Origin of the sequence: Planctomicrobium limosum, from assembly GCF_051465645.1 — a bacterium.
Taxonomy (GTDB): domain Bacteria; phylum Planctomycetota; class Planctomycetia; order Planctomycetales; family Planctomycetaceae; genus Planctomicrobium.
Genome location: NZ_CP195790.1, coordinates 1,060,898 through 1,076,243 on the forward strand (window position 1 = coordinate 1,060,898; position 15,346 = coordinate 1,076,243).

Below are 15,346 nucleotides of genomic sequence, written 5' to 3' on the forward strand. Positions count from 1 at the left end.
AATCGGGCACTACTGACGAGACGCGAGAATGTCGTGGTTCACGTGTCCATGAACATCCGTCAGGCGTCGTTCGATTCCGTTATGGTAATAGCTCAGTCGTTCATGATTGAGTCCTAACAAGTGCAGAATCGTTGCGTGGAAATCATGCACTGTCATAACACCTTCAACTGCCCGATAGCTGAACTCGTCGGTCGCACCGAACGTGTAAGGAGCCTTCACTCCGGCACCGGCCAGCCAGCAGGTGAAGCCGTCTGGATTATGGTCACGCCCACTTGCTCCCTTCTGGAACGTCGGCATTCGTCCAAACTCGGTACACCAGACAACAAGCGTCTCTTCCAGGAGTCCTCGTTGCTTGAGGTCACGAAGCAGTGCCGCGGTCGGCTGATCGAAAATCTGTCCATGAACTTCGTACTGTTCGACGATTTTCTTGTGGCCATCCCAGTTGCTGACTCCCTCTCCCCCAGTCTGATAAGCCCCATTGAAGAGCTGCACGAAACGGACACCTTGCTCAATCAAACGTCGGGCCAGAATACAGTTTCGTGCATATTCGTGAGTAACAGAGCTCGTAGGCAAGCCGAATCTGCTGATGAACGTCCTCTGGAGACTTCTGTTTCAGCGACTCTGCGAGAATGTCGGCCTGTTGCATGAGGAAGTAGCTATTGAAGAGATTGAGTGCTTGAAGCGGCGTGGTGGAGACTGTCCGTTGAGGGACCGAAGTTGCTGCATCGGGGCAGTCGAATGCACCGAAGACCGCGTCCTGTTCCATACGGACTTTGGTCATGTAGATCATGCGCCGCCACTCGGCTGGTCCAAACGAAGTCTTGGGGAAATAGTGTCGAACAGTCTCGACTTGAATGTCGAAGACGCTGAATCCTGGCCCGCCTGCTTCGAGATTCAGAGCCCCTGAGACCGCAAGAATCGTGTCGCGGATCGCCTCAGCCTCAAGGCGTCGAACTGGATATCGCCATAGGAATCGATTCGTCGAATCAACTTCGAGAGCCTGTGGATTTGGTCGGCTGGACTGTTGATAGGTGGCGGAATTCAGGATGACTCGGTGAATGGATTTCAGTGACCAGTTCTTGGCAATCAGCTCATTAGCCAGCCAGTCGAGCAGTTCCGGGTGAGATGGAGTGCCTCCACTGATACCAAAATCGCTCGCTGTTGGAACGAGGCCTTGTCCGAAATGTTGCTGCCAGATTCGATTCACGATCACACGTGCGGTTAATGGATTCTCTGGCGAGGCGATCCAGTTTGCCAGCGCTTCGCGACGTTCTTTCTCTGGCGCATTCTGGTCCAGTTTCAATGTTCCAAAAACAGCTGGGATATCTGTTCTTCTTCCTGTTTCGGCGACAATGGGAGCGTCATGTCCCCGTGCTGAACCCCTGCAAAAATCGCCTGCAGGGCATAATAGTCGGTCTGAGAAATCGGATCGAACTTGTGATTATGACACCGGGCACATCCGAGTGTCAGCCCCAGAAAGACAGTCCCGGTCGTGTTGATCATGTCATCAAGTTCGTTCTGACGCTGCATCATTGTCAGATTGATGTCTGGGCTTTTGACTTGATCCCAAGGGCCAGCGACAAGGAAGCCCAATCCCACTGGTTGTCCAATGGAATCACCGGAAATCTGGGCTTTGATAAATTCGTGATACGGCAGATCGTCATTAAAAGATTGAATGACGAAATCCCGGTATCCCCACGCATTGGGACGTTCGCTGTTGGTTTCGAAGCCGTTTGTTTCTGCGAAGCGAACCAGATCGAGCCAATAGCGAGCTTGACGTTCTCCATAGTGAGGGCTGGCAAGAACCCGTTCGATGAGCTCAGACGTCGCGTCGGTGGAAGCATCATCGACATACCGCTGAACGTCCTCCGGAGAAGGCGGAAGTCCCAGCGTATCGAGGAAGAGTCGGCGGATGAATGTTCTGCGATCGGCCGGGGCGTTCGGAGTGAGGCGACGTTCCTGTAGAACTTTCAGGATGAAAGCATCGACTGGTGTCTGTCCCCAGGCGTCACTCATTGCCGGAGGAGCGACCGTTGCCAACGGCTGGAGGGACCAGTGATCTGACTTTTCCGTCGAATTCCCCAATTCACCTGCCGGGCCCGGCCAGGTGACACCTTGATCAATCCAAGCCCGCAGGATTGCGATTTCGCTTTTCGTCAGCGACTCGCTTCCCGACGGCGGCATGACTTGCCCGGGCTCGAGACCGGCAACGAGTCGAATCAGGTGACTCTGCTCGCTTTTGCCAAGCACGATGGCCGGTTCTCCGGAATCCCCGCCACGAAGGAGTGCAGACTTTCGATCAAGCCGGAAGCGGCTTTCCTGCGTCTCTTCACCGTGACAGTCGAGGCACTTGGCAGCGAGGATGGGGGCGATGTCCTTCTCGTAGTCAACAACGCGATCAACGGCGGGTGGAAGATCGCCAGCAGAGACGAACCGCACACACGCGAACACACCCAACAGGCAGGCTGCGGTTCTGAACCCCATCGACTTCACCTCCTCAAGTCACCGAGCCTGCGTTTCGATCGTGAGCTTCGTGATCGGTGCAAAAGCTGTCTCTGCTTTCGATCGCGATGGACGAAACCGGACCCATCAACCGTTGCTCATACCATCGCCGTTCTCGATGATTTTTTCAATCTCGCATTGAATCTCTAGAGCGCGACAATGGCAGGTTTGAACTTCTCGAAGTGTTGGGCAGGCCGCTGACGAGTTCACCTTTGGATGTTCTTTCTGTCGCGACCGGTCCACTGACTGAGTGGCCGTTCAACGAAGCTTGTCTGAATCCGCTTGAGCGTTCGCATCAGCCATTGATCAGTGGCTTGATGACATGGCCGTGCACGTCAGTCAGACGGCGATCGATTCCGTTGGAACGGTAAGTCAGACGTTCGTGGTCGATGCCTAATTGATGCAGAATCGTCGCATGAATGTCGTAGACTTGGGTTGGATTGCTGCGGTCGAGGGGCTTGTATCCCCATTCATCACTCGGCCCGTAACTCTGTCCTCCGCGAATTCCTCCACCGCATAACCAGTTGGTGAAGACATACGGGTTGTGATCGCGGCCGACTCCACCTTGAGACGATGGCATTCGACCGAATTCAGTGGTCCAAAGAATAATCGTATCATCGAGTAAGCCGCGTTGTTTCAGATCCTGAATCAGGGCGGCAGTTCCGGTTGCCATCCCAAGCGACAGCGGTCCGTGATCTCGCTTCAGGTCTTCGTGGCTGTCCCAGTTTCTCCGTGGGAAGCCATTGTCATTTCCTGACCAGATTTGAACGAATCGCACACCTCGTTCGATCAGTCGCCGGGCAACAAGACATTTTCGTCCGAAGTATTCGATCTCCTCGGCAGGATTGATCTCTGCGGGATACGTTCCCCCCGGCCGATCCAGCCCATACATCTTCAGGATATGTTTGGGTTCTTTGGAAATGTCCAGAGCCTCTGGAGCACTTAACTGCATCCTGGCGGCCAGCTCATAAGAACGAATCCTTGCTTCAAGACGAGAGTCTCCGGCACGCTCGGCCTCGTGCTTGCGATTCAGACGCTGCAGGAGCGAATAGGTCGCTTGATCAGATTCGGCAGTCACAAACTCCGACTTTGGCATCAGGTCATCAATCGGGTTTTCGCGTTGAGGAAAGACGATGGTCCCCTGCGTGCTTGCGGGAAGAAAACCGGATCCCCAGTTCTTTGGACCATTGCTTGCGAACCCGCGATGGTCGGGTAAGACGACAAAGGTCGGCAGATTGTCATTCAACGAGCCCAGACCGTACGCCACCCAGGCCCCCATTCCTGGGAACCCCGGTAGCTGGAAGCCGGTGGCCTGCAGATAGGTTGCTGTGCTGTGAACTCCGGTGGTGCCGACGACGTTATGCACGAATGCGATATCATCGACGCATGCACCGAGCGGCGCAACGACATCGCTGAGCATCTTGCCACATTCGCCATAGTGCTGAAACCGGAATGGGGATTTCATCCAGGGGCCCAGCCCATTCTGGAATGCTTCCACATGCTCCCCAAAATCCGATGGCTCTCCATGATGCTTGTCGAGCGTAGGCTTATGATCCCACAGATCGATATGGCTGGCAGCTCCGGCCATGAACAATTGGATCACTGACTTTGCGCGGGGGGGATGATGGGGACTGGCAAGAACTCCCCCTGTCGCGGAGTGTGCCGTTGAACTTTCGCCGGCAAGCATCGCTGCGAGCGCCATGCCACCGAATCCGTTTGCGTTTCGATAGAGAAACTGACGTCGAGAGAGTTGGTTATTGAAATTCACGAGAGGGCCTCCGCACTCAATCAACGTAAACGAATTCATTCAGGTTGAACAACAGCCTGCAAGTGTTTTCCAGTCCATGCTTCTGGCAGAACACCTGTAGCTCATGGATTTCATCGGGCTTTGCCTGCCGGCCGGTGATGAGTTCAAAGCCGAGTTGAAGTTGCTCACCGGTTTCCTTTGACCTGCTTCGCAGACGTTCCGCGAAGAACTCGGACATCCTGAGATTGAACTGGTTATTCAGCAGCGACAAGGCCTGAAGGGCTGTCACCGTTTCATTTCGTCGAGGCGTGCTCTGTGAGCTGTCCGCACAGTCAAGAGTGGTCATGAATGGGTCCGGCTGAGACCGAACGATAAAACGATAGACACTTCGCCTGTGCGTTGTGGGATCGGATGGGTCAAACTTTTCATAAACATAGTGAGGTGAATGAACCTCCTTTTCCAGTTGAAACAGGAAGTACCCCGGCCCTCCCATTGTCAGATTCAATCGTCCACTGACCGAAAGGACGGCGTCTCGAATCTCCTCCGCTTCCAGTCGGCGCCGGTTCATTCGCCAGAGGTAACGGTTTGACCCATCCACTTCCAGGTTGGCGACATTGTTATCAGAGGACTGTCGATAGGTTGAACTGTTTACGATGAGGCGATGCAGCTGTTTGATCGACTGCCCCCCATCACGAAACTCGATCGCCAGCCAATCCATCAGTTCGGGATGTGTCGGCTCTTCTCCCATCCTTCCAAAGTCGTTCGGCGATGCGGCGATTCCGTCACCAAAATGAAATTGCCAGATGCGATTCACAATGGATCGCCAAGTGAGCGGGTTGTCCTTTCGAGTGATCCACCGGGCCAGTGCTGCGCGCCGGTCCCCTTCATGATGGTCCGGGGGAAGGTCAAACTGAGCAGCAACGCCGGGGATCAGCGGAAGTGCTCCGGCCGTAACCACTTCGCGCGGCTCCTGAATGTTACCGCGATGGAGGACACGGATTTCGCGCGGCGTTCCGTTTGTGGGCTTAAAGGAACCTTGTGGGGGAAACGCAGTCGCGGCTGCGTACACTTTGCTGCTGTTTGAAAGCTTTTTCAACTGACGGTCAACATTGGCAATTATGTTTTGATGAGCGTCCCGCTCTTGCTGACGCTGCGGCGTTTCATACTTCTGAAGAAGCTGCGTCTGCTCCTGAATCAGCGCGGCGAGTGTCTCGGCTGTTCACCGGAGTGCATCAACTTCCATTGATCTTCGCTGTTGACTCAGTTCGAATAACGTCACCCTAGGATGTGTTCATTCCCAGTGGACTGGCAGTCAGTTGGGGGCCAGGCAATGACAAGGCCGAAGCCACGAAGTCCTGGCCAAAGCGGCCACCAGTTCACAGCCGAAGACGCTCTTTGCCGATGCCGGCTATGACGCCGAATGGGTGCATGAGTTCTGCCGGGAGAACTGGCAGGTGACGAGTGTGATCAAGCCAGCCGTACATCGCACGGATGGCGGCCTGAATGGAACGTATCGATCCGAGATGACAGCGGACACACTCAAAAGCAAAGGTTACGGACGAAGAACCGACGCCCCCCTGTCCCATTCAGCGCGTCGGCCTCAGTTGCAAAAAATAAGAGAGGGGACAAGCTTTAGTCCCTGTCCCCTCTCTTGGTTGGCCGGTGGTTACTTAGGCAGCTTGGGAGGTTTCGGCTTGTGTTGATCAGCGTCGTTGACATCGACAACAGGCGGAAAGGCATTGAGATTTCGCCAGACTTCAAACCAAAGCGGGACGGTGTCCAGCAATACCCATGCATTGGCACGAACTCCCTGACGAAGGAAACGTTCATTGGGCCACTCCTGATCCTCAGTGTCAGGGCGGATTAGGGCTCGGAACTTTCCTTTGCCGTCGTCAATCGCATCAACGGAAACAACCGTTCCTCCAAAAGTTCCGACCGCAACTGATGGCCAGCCAGAGAATTGAACGGCAGGCCATCCTTCGAATTGAAGGCGAACATGCCTGCCGGATTGCACGAGAGGAGCATCGTTTCCGTACAGCCAGATCTGAACTGCCCGGTCTTTCGTCTCTGGCACGATGGTGCAGATCGGATCTCCCTCTTTGATCACCTGAGTCCCCTGATTGGGAGTGATGCTCACAATAGTTCCGTGAAATGGAGCGGTAATGACCTGCGTTTGCTGCCGTGCAATTTTAATTTGCATCTCCAACAGCTCTTTTTCGGCCTTCTGATACTCAGACATTGTTTTCGCAACTTCAGATTCCGCTTTGTTCACGTCGCTGTTGGCTTTGCGAAGTTTTGCGTACGACTCCTGAATGTCGACCAAGGCCTTCTGTCGTTTCACTTCGCGTTCACGTTTCTTGGCAGAGAGTTCTTCTTTCGCCGCCTCAACATACGCTTTTCCACGAGCGACCTTCGCTTCTGCTTCTCGAAGTTTTCGCTCAACTTCCTGATACTTCAGTTCTGCAATATTCCCTTCCCGGAAGAGCGTCTTGTGTCGCTCGTAATCCATTTTCAACTGGGAAATTGCTGCGTGATATTCTTCCAACTGCTGTTGTTCAGCATCGACCTTGCGATGAGCCATTTCGACATAGTCGTCTGCGGCAGCTACTGTCTCTCTCTGCACCGCCGTATATGCTTCGATTTGCGACTCATATGTTGAAACGACAGTCCGAGCCGCTTCAAGTGCGTTTTGATACGCCGCGAGCTGTTGTTTTGAAGCAGTTACGCTCTGTTCGGTGAACCGCAACTGATCTTTTAATCGTTCAACATACTCGGTGTCCAAATCCTGGATTTCAGCGATGAGCTGTCCTTTGGTGACTTTTGCATTTTCGAAGATGTTATCGCCCCAACGGGAAATTCTCCCTTTGATTGGAGCTTGCAGAACCTGTTGTCGTTCGAACGGTGCAAACGCGATTACATTTCCGCTCCCTGTTACCGACTGCTGCCATGGTGCAACGGCCACAAACACAATCGTCACAAGAAAGCCGATAAACAGAACCTGAGCGATCAATCTGGCCGCTCGCGAAGAACGGGCGAGCCTCAGCGACGGCATTGCAGTTTCATTAAAAGCCGTAGGAGACAGCATCGAGCGCCGGCGTATCTCTCGACCGACGACAACCGGTGCTTTTGAACTATGAATCATCGCCATAGTTGGCCCCTTCAGATTGTTTGATGAGAGCCGATTGTGGAGGCGGAGTTAATTTCGCGGCAGGTGGCGTCACAATCACTTCGCCTCCTCCCAGATTAATGACCCGATCTGCAATCCTCTGCAGTGATTTTCGACCGGTAACACAGATCAGTGTCCAAGGTTGCGACTCGTCACACAGCATTCCCATCAGCTTTTCGCCTTCAGCATCAGGGAATGCATCAAGGGTCCCGTCAATCAGCAGCAGTTTGGGATCGATAGCAATTGCTCGTGCAAGCATCAGTTTGCTTGCCTGCGGGGGAGTCAGTGGATAGCCCCCCGACGACAGTTTCGTCTCCAACCCCTCGGAGAATGCCAAAATCACATCCAGGAGCCCGACTTTCTCCAATGCGTCTCTGATATCACTCGTCGTGACTTCTGGACGTTCTAAATGAATATTCTCGGCAACCGTTCCTTCAAAGATCTCAATATCACTCGCCATCGCGGCGACTCGTCGCAAGAGATCCGGACGAAGATTTCTCACGTCGATATCATTGATGGAAACATAACCAGAGGAGGGATTTCGTAAGCCAAACAGGAGGTCAAGCAGTCGGCTTTTCCCATGCCCGGTGGCTCCGCAAATTGCAACTCTTTCCCCTGGTTCAATTTCCAAAGAAAGCGGTTTGAGCGGTCCAAAACTGACCTGATGAATGGAGACTCGCGCGGGAGCATCCTGTTGAATGGCCCCTAATCCGTCGCTTTTCTCGGTTGGTAAATCAAAGAGAATCCCCAGCTTATCAACCGAGGCGAGCAAATCGTAGAAGCCTTCCAGATGCTTTCCCATCTTGGCAAATGACGCCACTACCATACTGACAATCAACTCTGCAGCAACGAGTTGTCCCAACGTCAATTGTCCGGAGATGACCAGCCATCCCCCCATTCCAAGCAGAACAGTGCTTGCCACGGCCTGGAGAAACAGAGAAAAGATGATCTGCCGCATCAGAATCTGAAAGTGCTTTCGTCGCGCTTCCAGATATTCAAACGTTAGCCGGTCCGTTCGTTCTTGAGCGAATTCCGTCGCACCTGAACACTTAAATGCCAATGGGCATTCAGCCAGATCCCCCAGGAAGGCTGCCACCCGATACTTCATCTTTGACTCTTTGATGCTTGTCGATACAGCGCCGCGTCCCAGCACAAAAATTGCGAATGCGATCAGGCACAGCAGGACAACATCAAACCCCAACAGCCAAGGGTGATAGAAAGCAAGCACGCCCATCCCGATCAGGGTGATCAGCACCAGTGACAGGGCATCAAGCAGCATTTGCGCAGTGACTTTCTGCACTGTCACCACATCAAAAAAGCGATTCACCAACTCTCGACCATGGTGACCGTCGTAAGCATCAATCCGGACGTGTGGCAGTCGATAAGCCAAGTCTGCCGCGACGCGAGCGAAGATTCGCCGTTGAATGATCTCGACAACAAATGTTTGCAAAGCCCGGAGCGCCGCCATGAACGCGAGAAAAGCAAACAAGATCAGCGACAGGACGATCACCGGCTGCATGAAGCGGCCGAAGGCAACCGTGTTGACCAGTGATTCTACGGCGAGAGGCGTGGCCATGGCCAAAAGACCGGTAACCATGGCGAACACGAAGACAACCCAAATGTCCCCTTTTTCTGCGTGCAACAATCCAAGCAGGCGGGAAAAGGGAGACTGGCTTCCTGCATGCGACTCATCAACAACAAAGAGGTCTCGTTCAGGTTCAATTAAGACGACGCGAAGGACCTGATCCGACTCGTATTTTTTTAGATAACGATGCAGTTCTGACTCTTTCAGCTGCATACTGGAAGGATCTTCCAGTGGAGCCAGCAACCGAAATCGGCCGCGTTTGCCGAGAGTGACTGCACACCACCCTTCGTGCTCATTGCAGTGCAGTATCGCACGTCCGCCATCCCGCAAAACGGAAAGCAGCTGGTGAAATGTGCAGTCGATGACTTTACTTTTCAATTCCAGCGTAATGCTCGCCTCGATGAGCCACTTCCACCATTGAGTGTCAGGGGCACCGGGCCAAGCTTCAACCGCTTCGTCGAGTGCTCGTCGGAATCTTCCACGATCAGCAGGACGACCAGATTCAATCGCAAAAACTTCAAAAATGACGGCTGCCGCCGCGGTAGCTTGCTCCTCTGAAGACTGATGAGAATGAGCTGTCATTGCGAATCCGTCTCTGGTGACTGTTACCTGATTGGCGAATCACCAGTCAGTTTAGGTGGCTCAAAAGCTCGCATCGGGAACACTTTATCCGTATCTTTTGCCGCTTCGAATCACTTCGATTTGGCCGGTATCGCGCATTTTCGGTGTAATAAATCCGTAATGTTTCGGGAGGAATTTTCACAAGTCGATGGTAACCCGTCAACTGGTTTAAGCATGCAATGGATGAACAATCTGATTCAATTCGCCTGTCGTACATGTCGATTGAAGAGGGATACGTGAATCAACACTTTGGATTGGATCAACTCGGCAGATTCCGCCTGTTCCAGCAAGTAGTGCACAGATTCTTTGGTCGATCGTACGAGTTTTGGAACCAAAACTTATTGCACGATTGATGATTGATCCGTTGGGGGACCAATGATGAGTAAACTCAAAAGCGACATTTCTCTAAAACCCAACAAAAGTTCTGGAGCAATGTTAGGTCAACTCGTCATTGGCTTGGGCGCTATCGGGTGTGCCACAATTCCGGACCCTTCCACAAGTGTCTGCCGGGAGATGACAGACGACCGTTGTTGGGGATTTCTCTACAATCCAAACCTGAGCTTGACCGGGATTGATCAAACCAACTGGTACAGGTCCCCCAATCAATGGCGGCCTGCCAGTTCCCCCTTGGGTGGAAACGTTCAGCGGTGGAGGCCAATGCCATCCGCGAATACGGTGTTCGCTCTACCGGAACCTCCTGCGACAGCAAGCGAGCCAACCAAGGCCGAAACCGTGCCTCCAGCTCCGTAGTCCAGAAGTCCTTAAAACCACAATGACTTAATTGTCCCTCAATTCGGTACTCAACACGGTTCCAGCAGAACTTGCTAGCCGCTTTCCATTTGGCTGAGATGGGAAGAGTTGTGGTTGGCGTTGCACTCGTCTTCATCATGTACGGGGCTCCCGATCTCGCGATGACTCAGTTTCTCGTCGAGACGCTCACGGTGATCCTGTTCGTGCTTGTCTTTTTTCACCTGCCTGAAAGCACCATCGTTTCCGGATCTGTGTCTCGGGTGAGAGACATGATCATTTCGGTGGGTGTTGGCGGTGTGATGGCATTCTTCGTGCTGCTGAGTACTCCTGACAGCCAAAAAGCTCTGTCGGATTTCTTCGTGATCAACAGTAAGTCAGGGGGGCATGGACAGAATATTGTTAACGTGATTCTGGTGGACTTCCGCGGGCTCGACACGATGGGCGAAATCACTGTACTGACCGTCGCCGTGGTTGGAGTTTATGCCTTGCTTAAACTCCGTCGACGATCTGAACTCGAAGAGACCGGTTCCACAGGAGCAACGATTGGTTAAACGCGGAGGCCCCCTTCCCCCTTAGTCCTGTTTCAGTGATTGCATCCGAACTGGACCGCGTTCAGCTTCATTCAATCCTGCAAGTCAGCTGGACTCCGGCTCTACTTTTCAATCTTGAATTGAGAAGGTCTCTCACACTGCAATCTGCTCAATATGCCACGTGTTGGAACAAAGAAATGCTGAAGTGACATGAATAGTGAGCCTGATCTTTGTTACCGGTCCAGTCATGGAATTCATGATTTCAGGTGAATTCAATAAGGAACCGCGTTCTGCAGTGAGGCGAATCAATCAGATGTTCCGTGCATGATGAATAAGATCACGAGCGTTTTTGTGCTGGAGAATCATTGAGCGGTTCTGTGGAGCGATCAAACACCTGCCGGGAGAGTGCAGTCGGTAGGCGAAGAACGCAGGGAATTATCACAGTTTCATCTGGCTGGTAACATTCACTGTAAACTGCGAATATTTGTTCACACTGTCAGGTCTTCTTCACGTAGTATTGGCCTTCCTGAAGATCGATCACGAGGTGGGAGCGAAGGATGGCACAACGACAAGGCGAAGGGATCAAAGCACGATGAACAGGAAATGGATCGCCCCAGGGCTCGTTGGTTTGTGTTTATTGCTTTACCTCGCCTGGACGTCGTTATCATCGTCCAAACTACCAGCAGGAATCGCGGCCGCCAACGGACGGATTGAAGCGATCGAAATTGATATCGCGTCAAAAACCGCTGGACGTCTGGCGGAAGTTCTTGTGAATGAAGGTGACTTCGTGACTGCCGGGCAAACGCTGGCGATCATGGACACCAATGTGCTGCAGGCAGAGATTCGGGAAGCGGAAGCCGAACTTCGTCGGGCTCAAACAATGGTTGAAAGCGCCCGCAGTAACGTGGCTCAACGGGAAAGTTCGAAAACGGCTGCAGAAGCGGTTGTCGAGGAACAACTAGCCAAGCGGGATCTGGCGGAGAAGCGATTTGATCGAGCCGAGAAACTGCTGGCCAGCAAGGCAACGTCTGCCGAAGAGTTCGACACACAACGAGCTGCACTGGCGGGAGCCAAAGCAAGTGTCAGTAGGGCCAAAGCCGAGGTTGCGGCTGCAACAGCTGCGATTTCTTCTGCTCAGTCTGAAGTGATTGCTGCGGAAGCGGCTGTGGTAGCGGCTCAGGCAAAAATCGAACGTCTCAAAGTCGATCTTGATGACTGCGCACTGAAGTCACCCAGAGATGGACGAGTTCAGTATCGCGTAGCCCAACCGGGTGAAGTGCTTAATGCCGGAGGCCGTGTTCTGAATCTGGTGGACGTGGGGGATGTCTACATGACGTTCTTTCTTCCAACGGCTGAAGCAGGGAGGGTGAATATGGGAGCGGACGTGCATCTCATTATGGACGCGGCTCCACAATATGTTATTCCCGCAAAAGTGACATTCGTGGCAGATGTCGCTCAGTTCACGCCAAAAACGGTGGAAACGACAGAAGAACGTGAGAAACTGATGTTTCGTATCAAGGCACAAATCTCGCCGGAGCTTCTTCAGAAGTATATCCGCAGTGTGAAAACCGGCTTGCCGGGAATGGCCTATGTGCGACTGGACGAACGACAGAACTGGCCAGAATCACTCCAGATTAAATTGCCTCAGTGAATGTCCAGGAGTCACGACAGTTGAATGTGCCAAATGACTCATCATCAGTGATCCACGCTGTAAACCTGAAACTGGTTTATGGCAAGACGACAGCTCTCAATAACGTTTCTTGTGATCTTCCGTCAGGAAAGATGGTTGGGCTCATTGGTCCGGACGGAGTCGGTAAATCGAGTTTGCTGGCACTCATCTCTGGAGCTCGGAAGTTGCAAGAAGGGACGTTGCATGTCCTCGGTGGAGACATCTCCGACGCCCGGTTCCGACAGGAAGTCTCCCCGCGAATTGCATATATGCCACAAGGGCTGGGGAAAAATCTTTATCCCACCCTCTCTGTCTTTGAAAATGTCGATTTCTTTGGACGACTGTTTGGTCACAACCGCGCCGAACGCCAACACCGTATAAATGATCTTCTGGTCAGTACAGGATTGGCTCCATTTGCCGATCGTCCGGCGGGGAAGCTCTCAGGAGGAATGAAGCAGAAACTGGGACTCTGTTGCTCTCTGATCCATGACCCAGACTTGCTGATTCTCGATGAGCCGACAACCGGAGTAGACCCCCTGTCACGCCGACAGTTCTGGGAGCTGATCGATCGCATTCGGGCTGACCGCCCCGGAATGAGCGTTCTGATCGCCACTGCGTATATGGACGAAGCATCCCGGTTCGACTGGCTGGTCGCGATGGATGATGGTCAGATTCTGGCTCAAGGGACACCAGAAACGCTGTTGCACCAGACGTCCACGACTTCCCTCGAAGCAGCCTTTATTGCTTTGCTGCCTGAAGTAAAACGTCGCGATCATCATGAAGTCGTCATTCCTCCTCGCGCGACGCAGTCGCACAACATTGCTCTCGAAGCAATGAATCTGACGAAGCGGTTTGGGAATTTTGTCGCCGTTGATCGGGTCAACTTTCGAATTGAACAGGGAGAGATCTTTGGATTTCTCGGTTCAAATGGTTGTGGAAAATCAACCACGATGAAGATCCTGACCGGCCTGCTCCCTGCGAGTGAGGGGCAGGCCTGGCTGTTTGGTCAGGAAGTCAATGCACAGGATCTGAATATCCGCCGCCGTGTCGGGTACATGTCGCAGGCGTTCTCGCTCTACTCCGAGTTAAGCGTGCGTCAGAATTTGGAGTTGCACGCCCGCCTGTTTCAGGTGCCTGCACACGAGATTCATGATCGCGTGAAGGAGATGGCTGACAGGTTCGGTCTCCACAACCTTATGGAGAGCCTTCCGGATTCACTGCCACTAGGTCAACGGCAGCGATTGTCCTTAGCAGTCGCTTTGATTCACAGGCCGGAACTGTTGATTCTGGATGAACCCACATCCGGCGTCGATCCAGTCGCGCGGGATGCGTTCTGGCAGTTGCTGATCGATCTTTCCCGTCGCGATCTGGTGACCATTTTTATCTCCACTCATTTTGTGAATGAAGCACAACGCTGCGATCGGATTTCCCTGATGCACGCAGGGCGGGTCCTCGTGAGCGAAACGCCGGAGGCTCTGACGCGACTGCGAGGGGCCGCCAATCTTGAGGAGGCCTTTGTCGGTTATCTGGAGGACGCTTCCAGGGAAGAACAGAAGAAACAACACGCCGCGAGTTCTCATGAGACCACGGTTTCTCCTGTGAAATCCGCATCGGATCTTCAGACGGAACATCATCCTCCTCGGAAGGGATTCAGTCTGCGGAGAATGTTCAGTTACACAATGCGGGAATCATTGGAACTGCGACGTGATCCCATCCGTGGAACGCTGGCATTACTGGGAACCATTATTCTGATGTTTGTGATGGGGTACGGCATCAGCATGGATGTCGAAGACCTCTCGTTTGCCGTCATGGACTTGGATCAGACGACAATCAGCCGTCGCTACATTCAGGAAATCAGTGGGTCGAGATACTTCATCGAGCAAGCACCGTTGACGAGTTATGACGATCTGGACCGGAGAATGCGATCCGGAAAGCTTAGCCTCGCACTGGAAATCCCGCCTGGATTCGCGAGAGATGTGGCTCGGGGAAAGCAGGTGCAGATTGGAGTCTGGATTGACGCAGCGATGCCGCAACGCGCCGAAACAGTACGGGGATATGTTCAAGGGATGCACAATCTCTGGCTCAATCGCGTTTCTGCAGAACGTCTGGGGGAGGAAATCCTTGCTGCGCCCGCCTCTTTCGAAATACGGTTTCGATACAACCCGGACATCAAAAGTCTGGTGGCAATGGTCCCGGCGGTCATTCCTCTGCTGTTGATGTTGATTCCAGCCATGCTTTCCGCTCTGGCAGTCGTACGGGAGAAGGAACTCGGTTCCATCACCAATCTGTATGTCACCCCCGTCACGCGTCTGGAGTTTCTGCTAGGGAAGCAACTTCCTTACGTGGGGCTGGGCATGCTGAACTTTTTCCTGTTGGTCGCACTGGCGGTCACTGCTTTTCAGGTTCCATTCACCGGGAGCTTTCTGGCCTGCACAGTCGGAGCACTTCTTTACATCGTGTCTGCGACCGGATTGGGCCTATTGATTTCCACTTTTATGCGGAGTCAGATTGCCGCGATCTTCGGGACAGCAGTTCTGACGTTGATGCCAGCAACTCAGTTCTCCGGCATGATTGATCCTGTCAGTTCTCTGGAGGGCATCGGAGCAGTCGTTGCTAAGGTCTATCCCACAACACACTTCCTTACGATTTCCCGAGGCACTTTTTCGAAGGCTCTGGGATTCGCGGATCTGGGGGAGGCATTTCTTCCTCTGGTCCTGTCCGGCCCGGTGATCATTGGATTAAGTGTGATCCTGTTAAAGAAACAGGAGGCATAACG

Annotated in this window: 10 protein-coding genes and 1 pseudogene; 4 read left to right on the top strand and 7 right to left on the bottom strand. The window is 53.1% G+C overall.

The genetic code is table 11. The features are described 5' to 3' along the window. Positions 1-9: 9 nt before the first annotated feature. The 7 genes and pseudogenes from SH527x_RS03920 to SH527x_RS03950 form a co-directional block, all read right to left on the bottom strand. A pseudogene (locus tag SH527x_RS03920) lies at positions 10-546 on the bottom strand (DUF1501 domain-containing protein); the annotation flags it as partial. Continuing rightward, positions 509-1,213 carry a DUF1553 domain-containing protein gene (locus SH527x_RS03925; RefSeq protein WP_437194576.1) on the bottom strand — a complete coding sequence of 235 codons (705 nt, stop codon included), beginning with the start codon at positions 1,211-1,213 and terminating at the stop codon, positions 509-511. The pseudogene SH527x_RS03920 and the gene SH527x_RS03925, both read right to left, overlap by 38 nt. Positions 1,214-1,299: 86 nt before the next feature. Next, entirely contained in the window at positions 1,300-2,484 is a 1,185-nt protein-coding gene (locus SH527x_RS03930) for a DUF1549 domain-containing protein (protein ID WP_437193344.1), read from the bottom strand. Positions 2,485-2,797: 313 nt separating this feature from the next. Further along, positions 2,798-4,204, bottom strand: a complete 1,407-nt coding sequence (locus SH527x_RS03935) for a DUF1501 domain-containing protein (protein ID WP_437194577.1) — start codon at positions 4,202-4,204, stop codon at positions 2,798-2,800. 82 nt (positions 4,205-4,286) lie between these two features. After that, positions 4,287-5,345 (bottom strand): DUF1553 domain-containing protein, encoded by a 1,059-nt coding sequence (locus SH527x_RS03940; RefSeq protein WP_437193345.1) that lies wholly within the window; start codon positions 5,343-5,345, stop codon positions 4,287-4,289. A gap of 570 nt (positions 5,346-5,915) precedes the next feature. Continuing rightward, a complete protein-coding gene (locus SH527x_RS03945; RefSeq protein WP_437193346.1) occupies positions 5,916-7,397 on the bottom strand; it encodes an HlyD family secretion protein in 1,482 nt (493 codons plus the stop codon). Continuing rightward, a complete protein-coding gene (locus SH527x_RS03950) occupies positions 7,381-9,582 on the bottom strand; it encodes a peptidase domain-containing ABC transporter (RefSeq protein ID WP_437193347.1) in 2,202 nt (733 codons plus the stop codon). Before SH527x_RS03950 ends, SH527x_RS03945 begins: the two co-directional genes overlap by 17 nt. 471 nt (positions 9,583-10,053) lie before the next feature. On the opposite strand from SH527x_RS03950, the gene SH527x_RS03955 reads away from it, so the two are divergent. The 4 genes from SH527x_RS03955 to rbbA all read left to right on the top strand — a co-directional run bounded on the left by SH527x_RS03955 (position 10,054) and on the right by rbbA (position 15,344). Continuing rightward, positions 10,054-10,371, top strand: a complete 318-nt coding sequence (locus SH527x_RS03955; RefSeq protein ID WP_437193348.1) for a hypothetical protein — start codon at positions 10,054-10,056, stop codon at positions 10,369-10,371. A 110-nt stretch (positions 10,372-10,481) separates the two neighbouring features. Next, positions 10,482-10,922: a hydrogen gas-evolving membrane-bound hydrogenase subunit E gene (mbhE, locus tag SH527x_RS03960; protein ID WP_437193349.1), complete on the top strand. Its 441-nt coding sequence runs from the start codon at positions 10,482-10,484 to the stop codon at positions 10,920-10,922. A 571-nt stretch (positions 10,923-11,493) separates the two neighbouring features. Then, positions 11,494-12,552, top strand: a complete 1,059-nt coding sequence (locus SH527x_RS03965; protein WP_437193350.1) for an HlyD family secretion protein — start codon at positions 11,494-11,496, stop codon at positions 12,550-12,552. A 47-nt stretch (positions 12,553-12,599) separates the two neighbouring features. Next, the gene (rbbA, locus tag SH527x_RS03970) at positions 12,600-15,344 is read left to right on the top strand and encodes a ribosome-associated ATPase/putative transporter RbbA (RefSeq protein ID WP_437193351.1); all 2,745 of its coding nucleotides are present in this window, start codon (positions 12,600-12,602) and stop codon (positions 15,342-15,344) included. Positions 15,345-15,346 lie beyond the last annotated feature (2 nt).

Excerpts from the sequence above, each read along its gene's own strand:
- SH527x_RS03935 (WP_437194577.1), bottom strand. The coding sequence starts at position 4,204 with ATGGCGCTCGCAGCGATGCTTGCCGGCGAAAGTTCAACGGCACACTCC.
- SH527x_RS03945 (WP_437193346.1), bottom strand. The coding sequence starts at position 7,397 with ATGGCGATGATTCATAGTTCAAAAGCACCGGTTGTCGTCGGTCGAGAG.
- SH527x_RS03950 (WP_437193347.1), bottom strand. The coding sequence starts at position 9,582 with ATGACAGCTCATTCTCATCAGTCTTCAGAGGAGCAAGCTACCGCGGCG.
- SH527x_RS03930 (WP_437193344.1), bottom strand. The coding sequence starts at position 2,484 with ATGGGGTTCAGAACCGCAGCCTGCCTGTTGGGTGTGTTCGCGTGTGTG.
- SH527x_RS03955 (WP_437193348.1), top strand. The coding sequence starts at position 10,054 with ATGTTAGGTCAACTCGTCATTGGCTTGGGCGCTATCGGGTGTGCCACA.
- SH527x_RS03965 (WP_437193350.1), top strand. The coding sequence starts at position 11,494 with ATGAACAGGAAATGGATCGCCCCAGGGCTCGTTGGTTTGTGTTTATTG.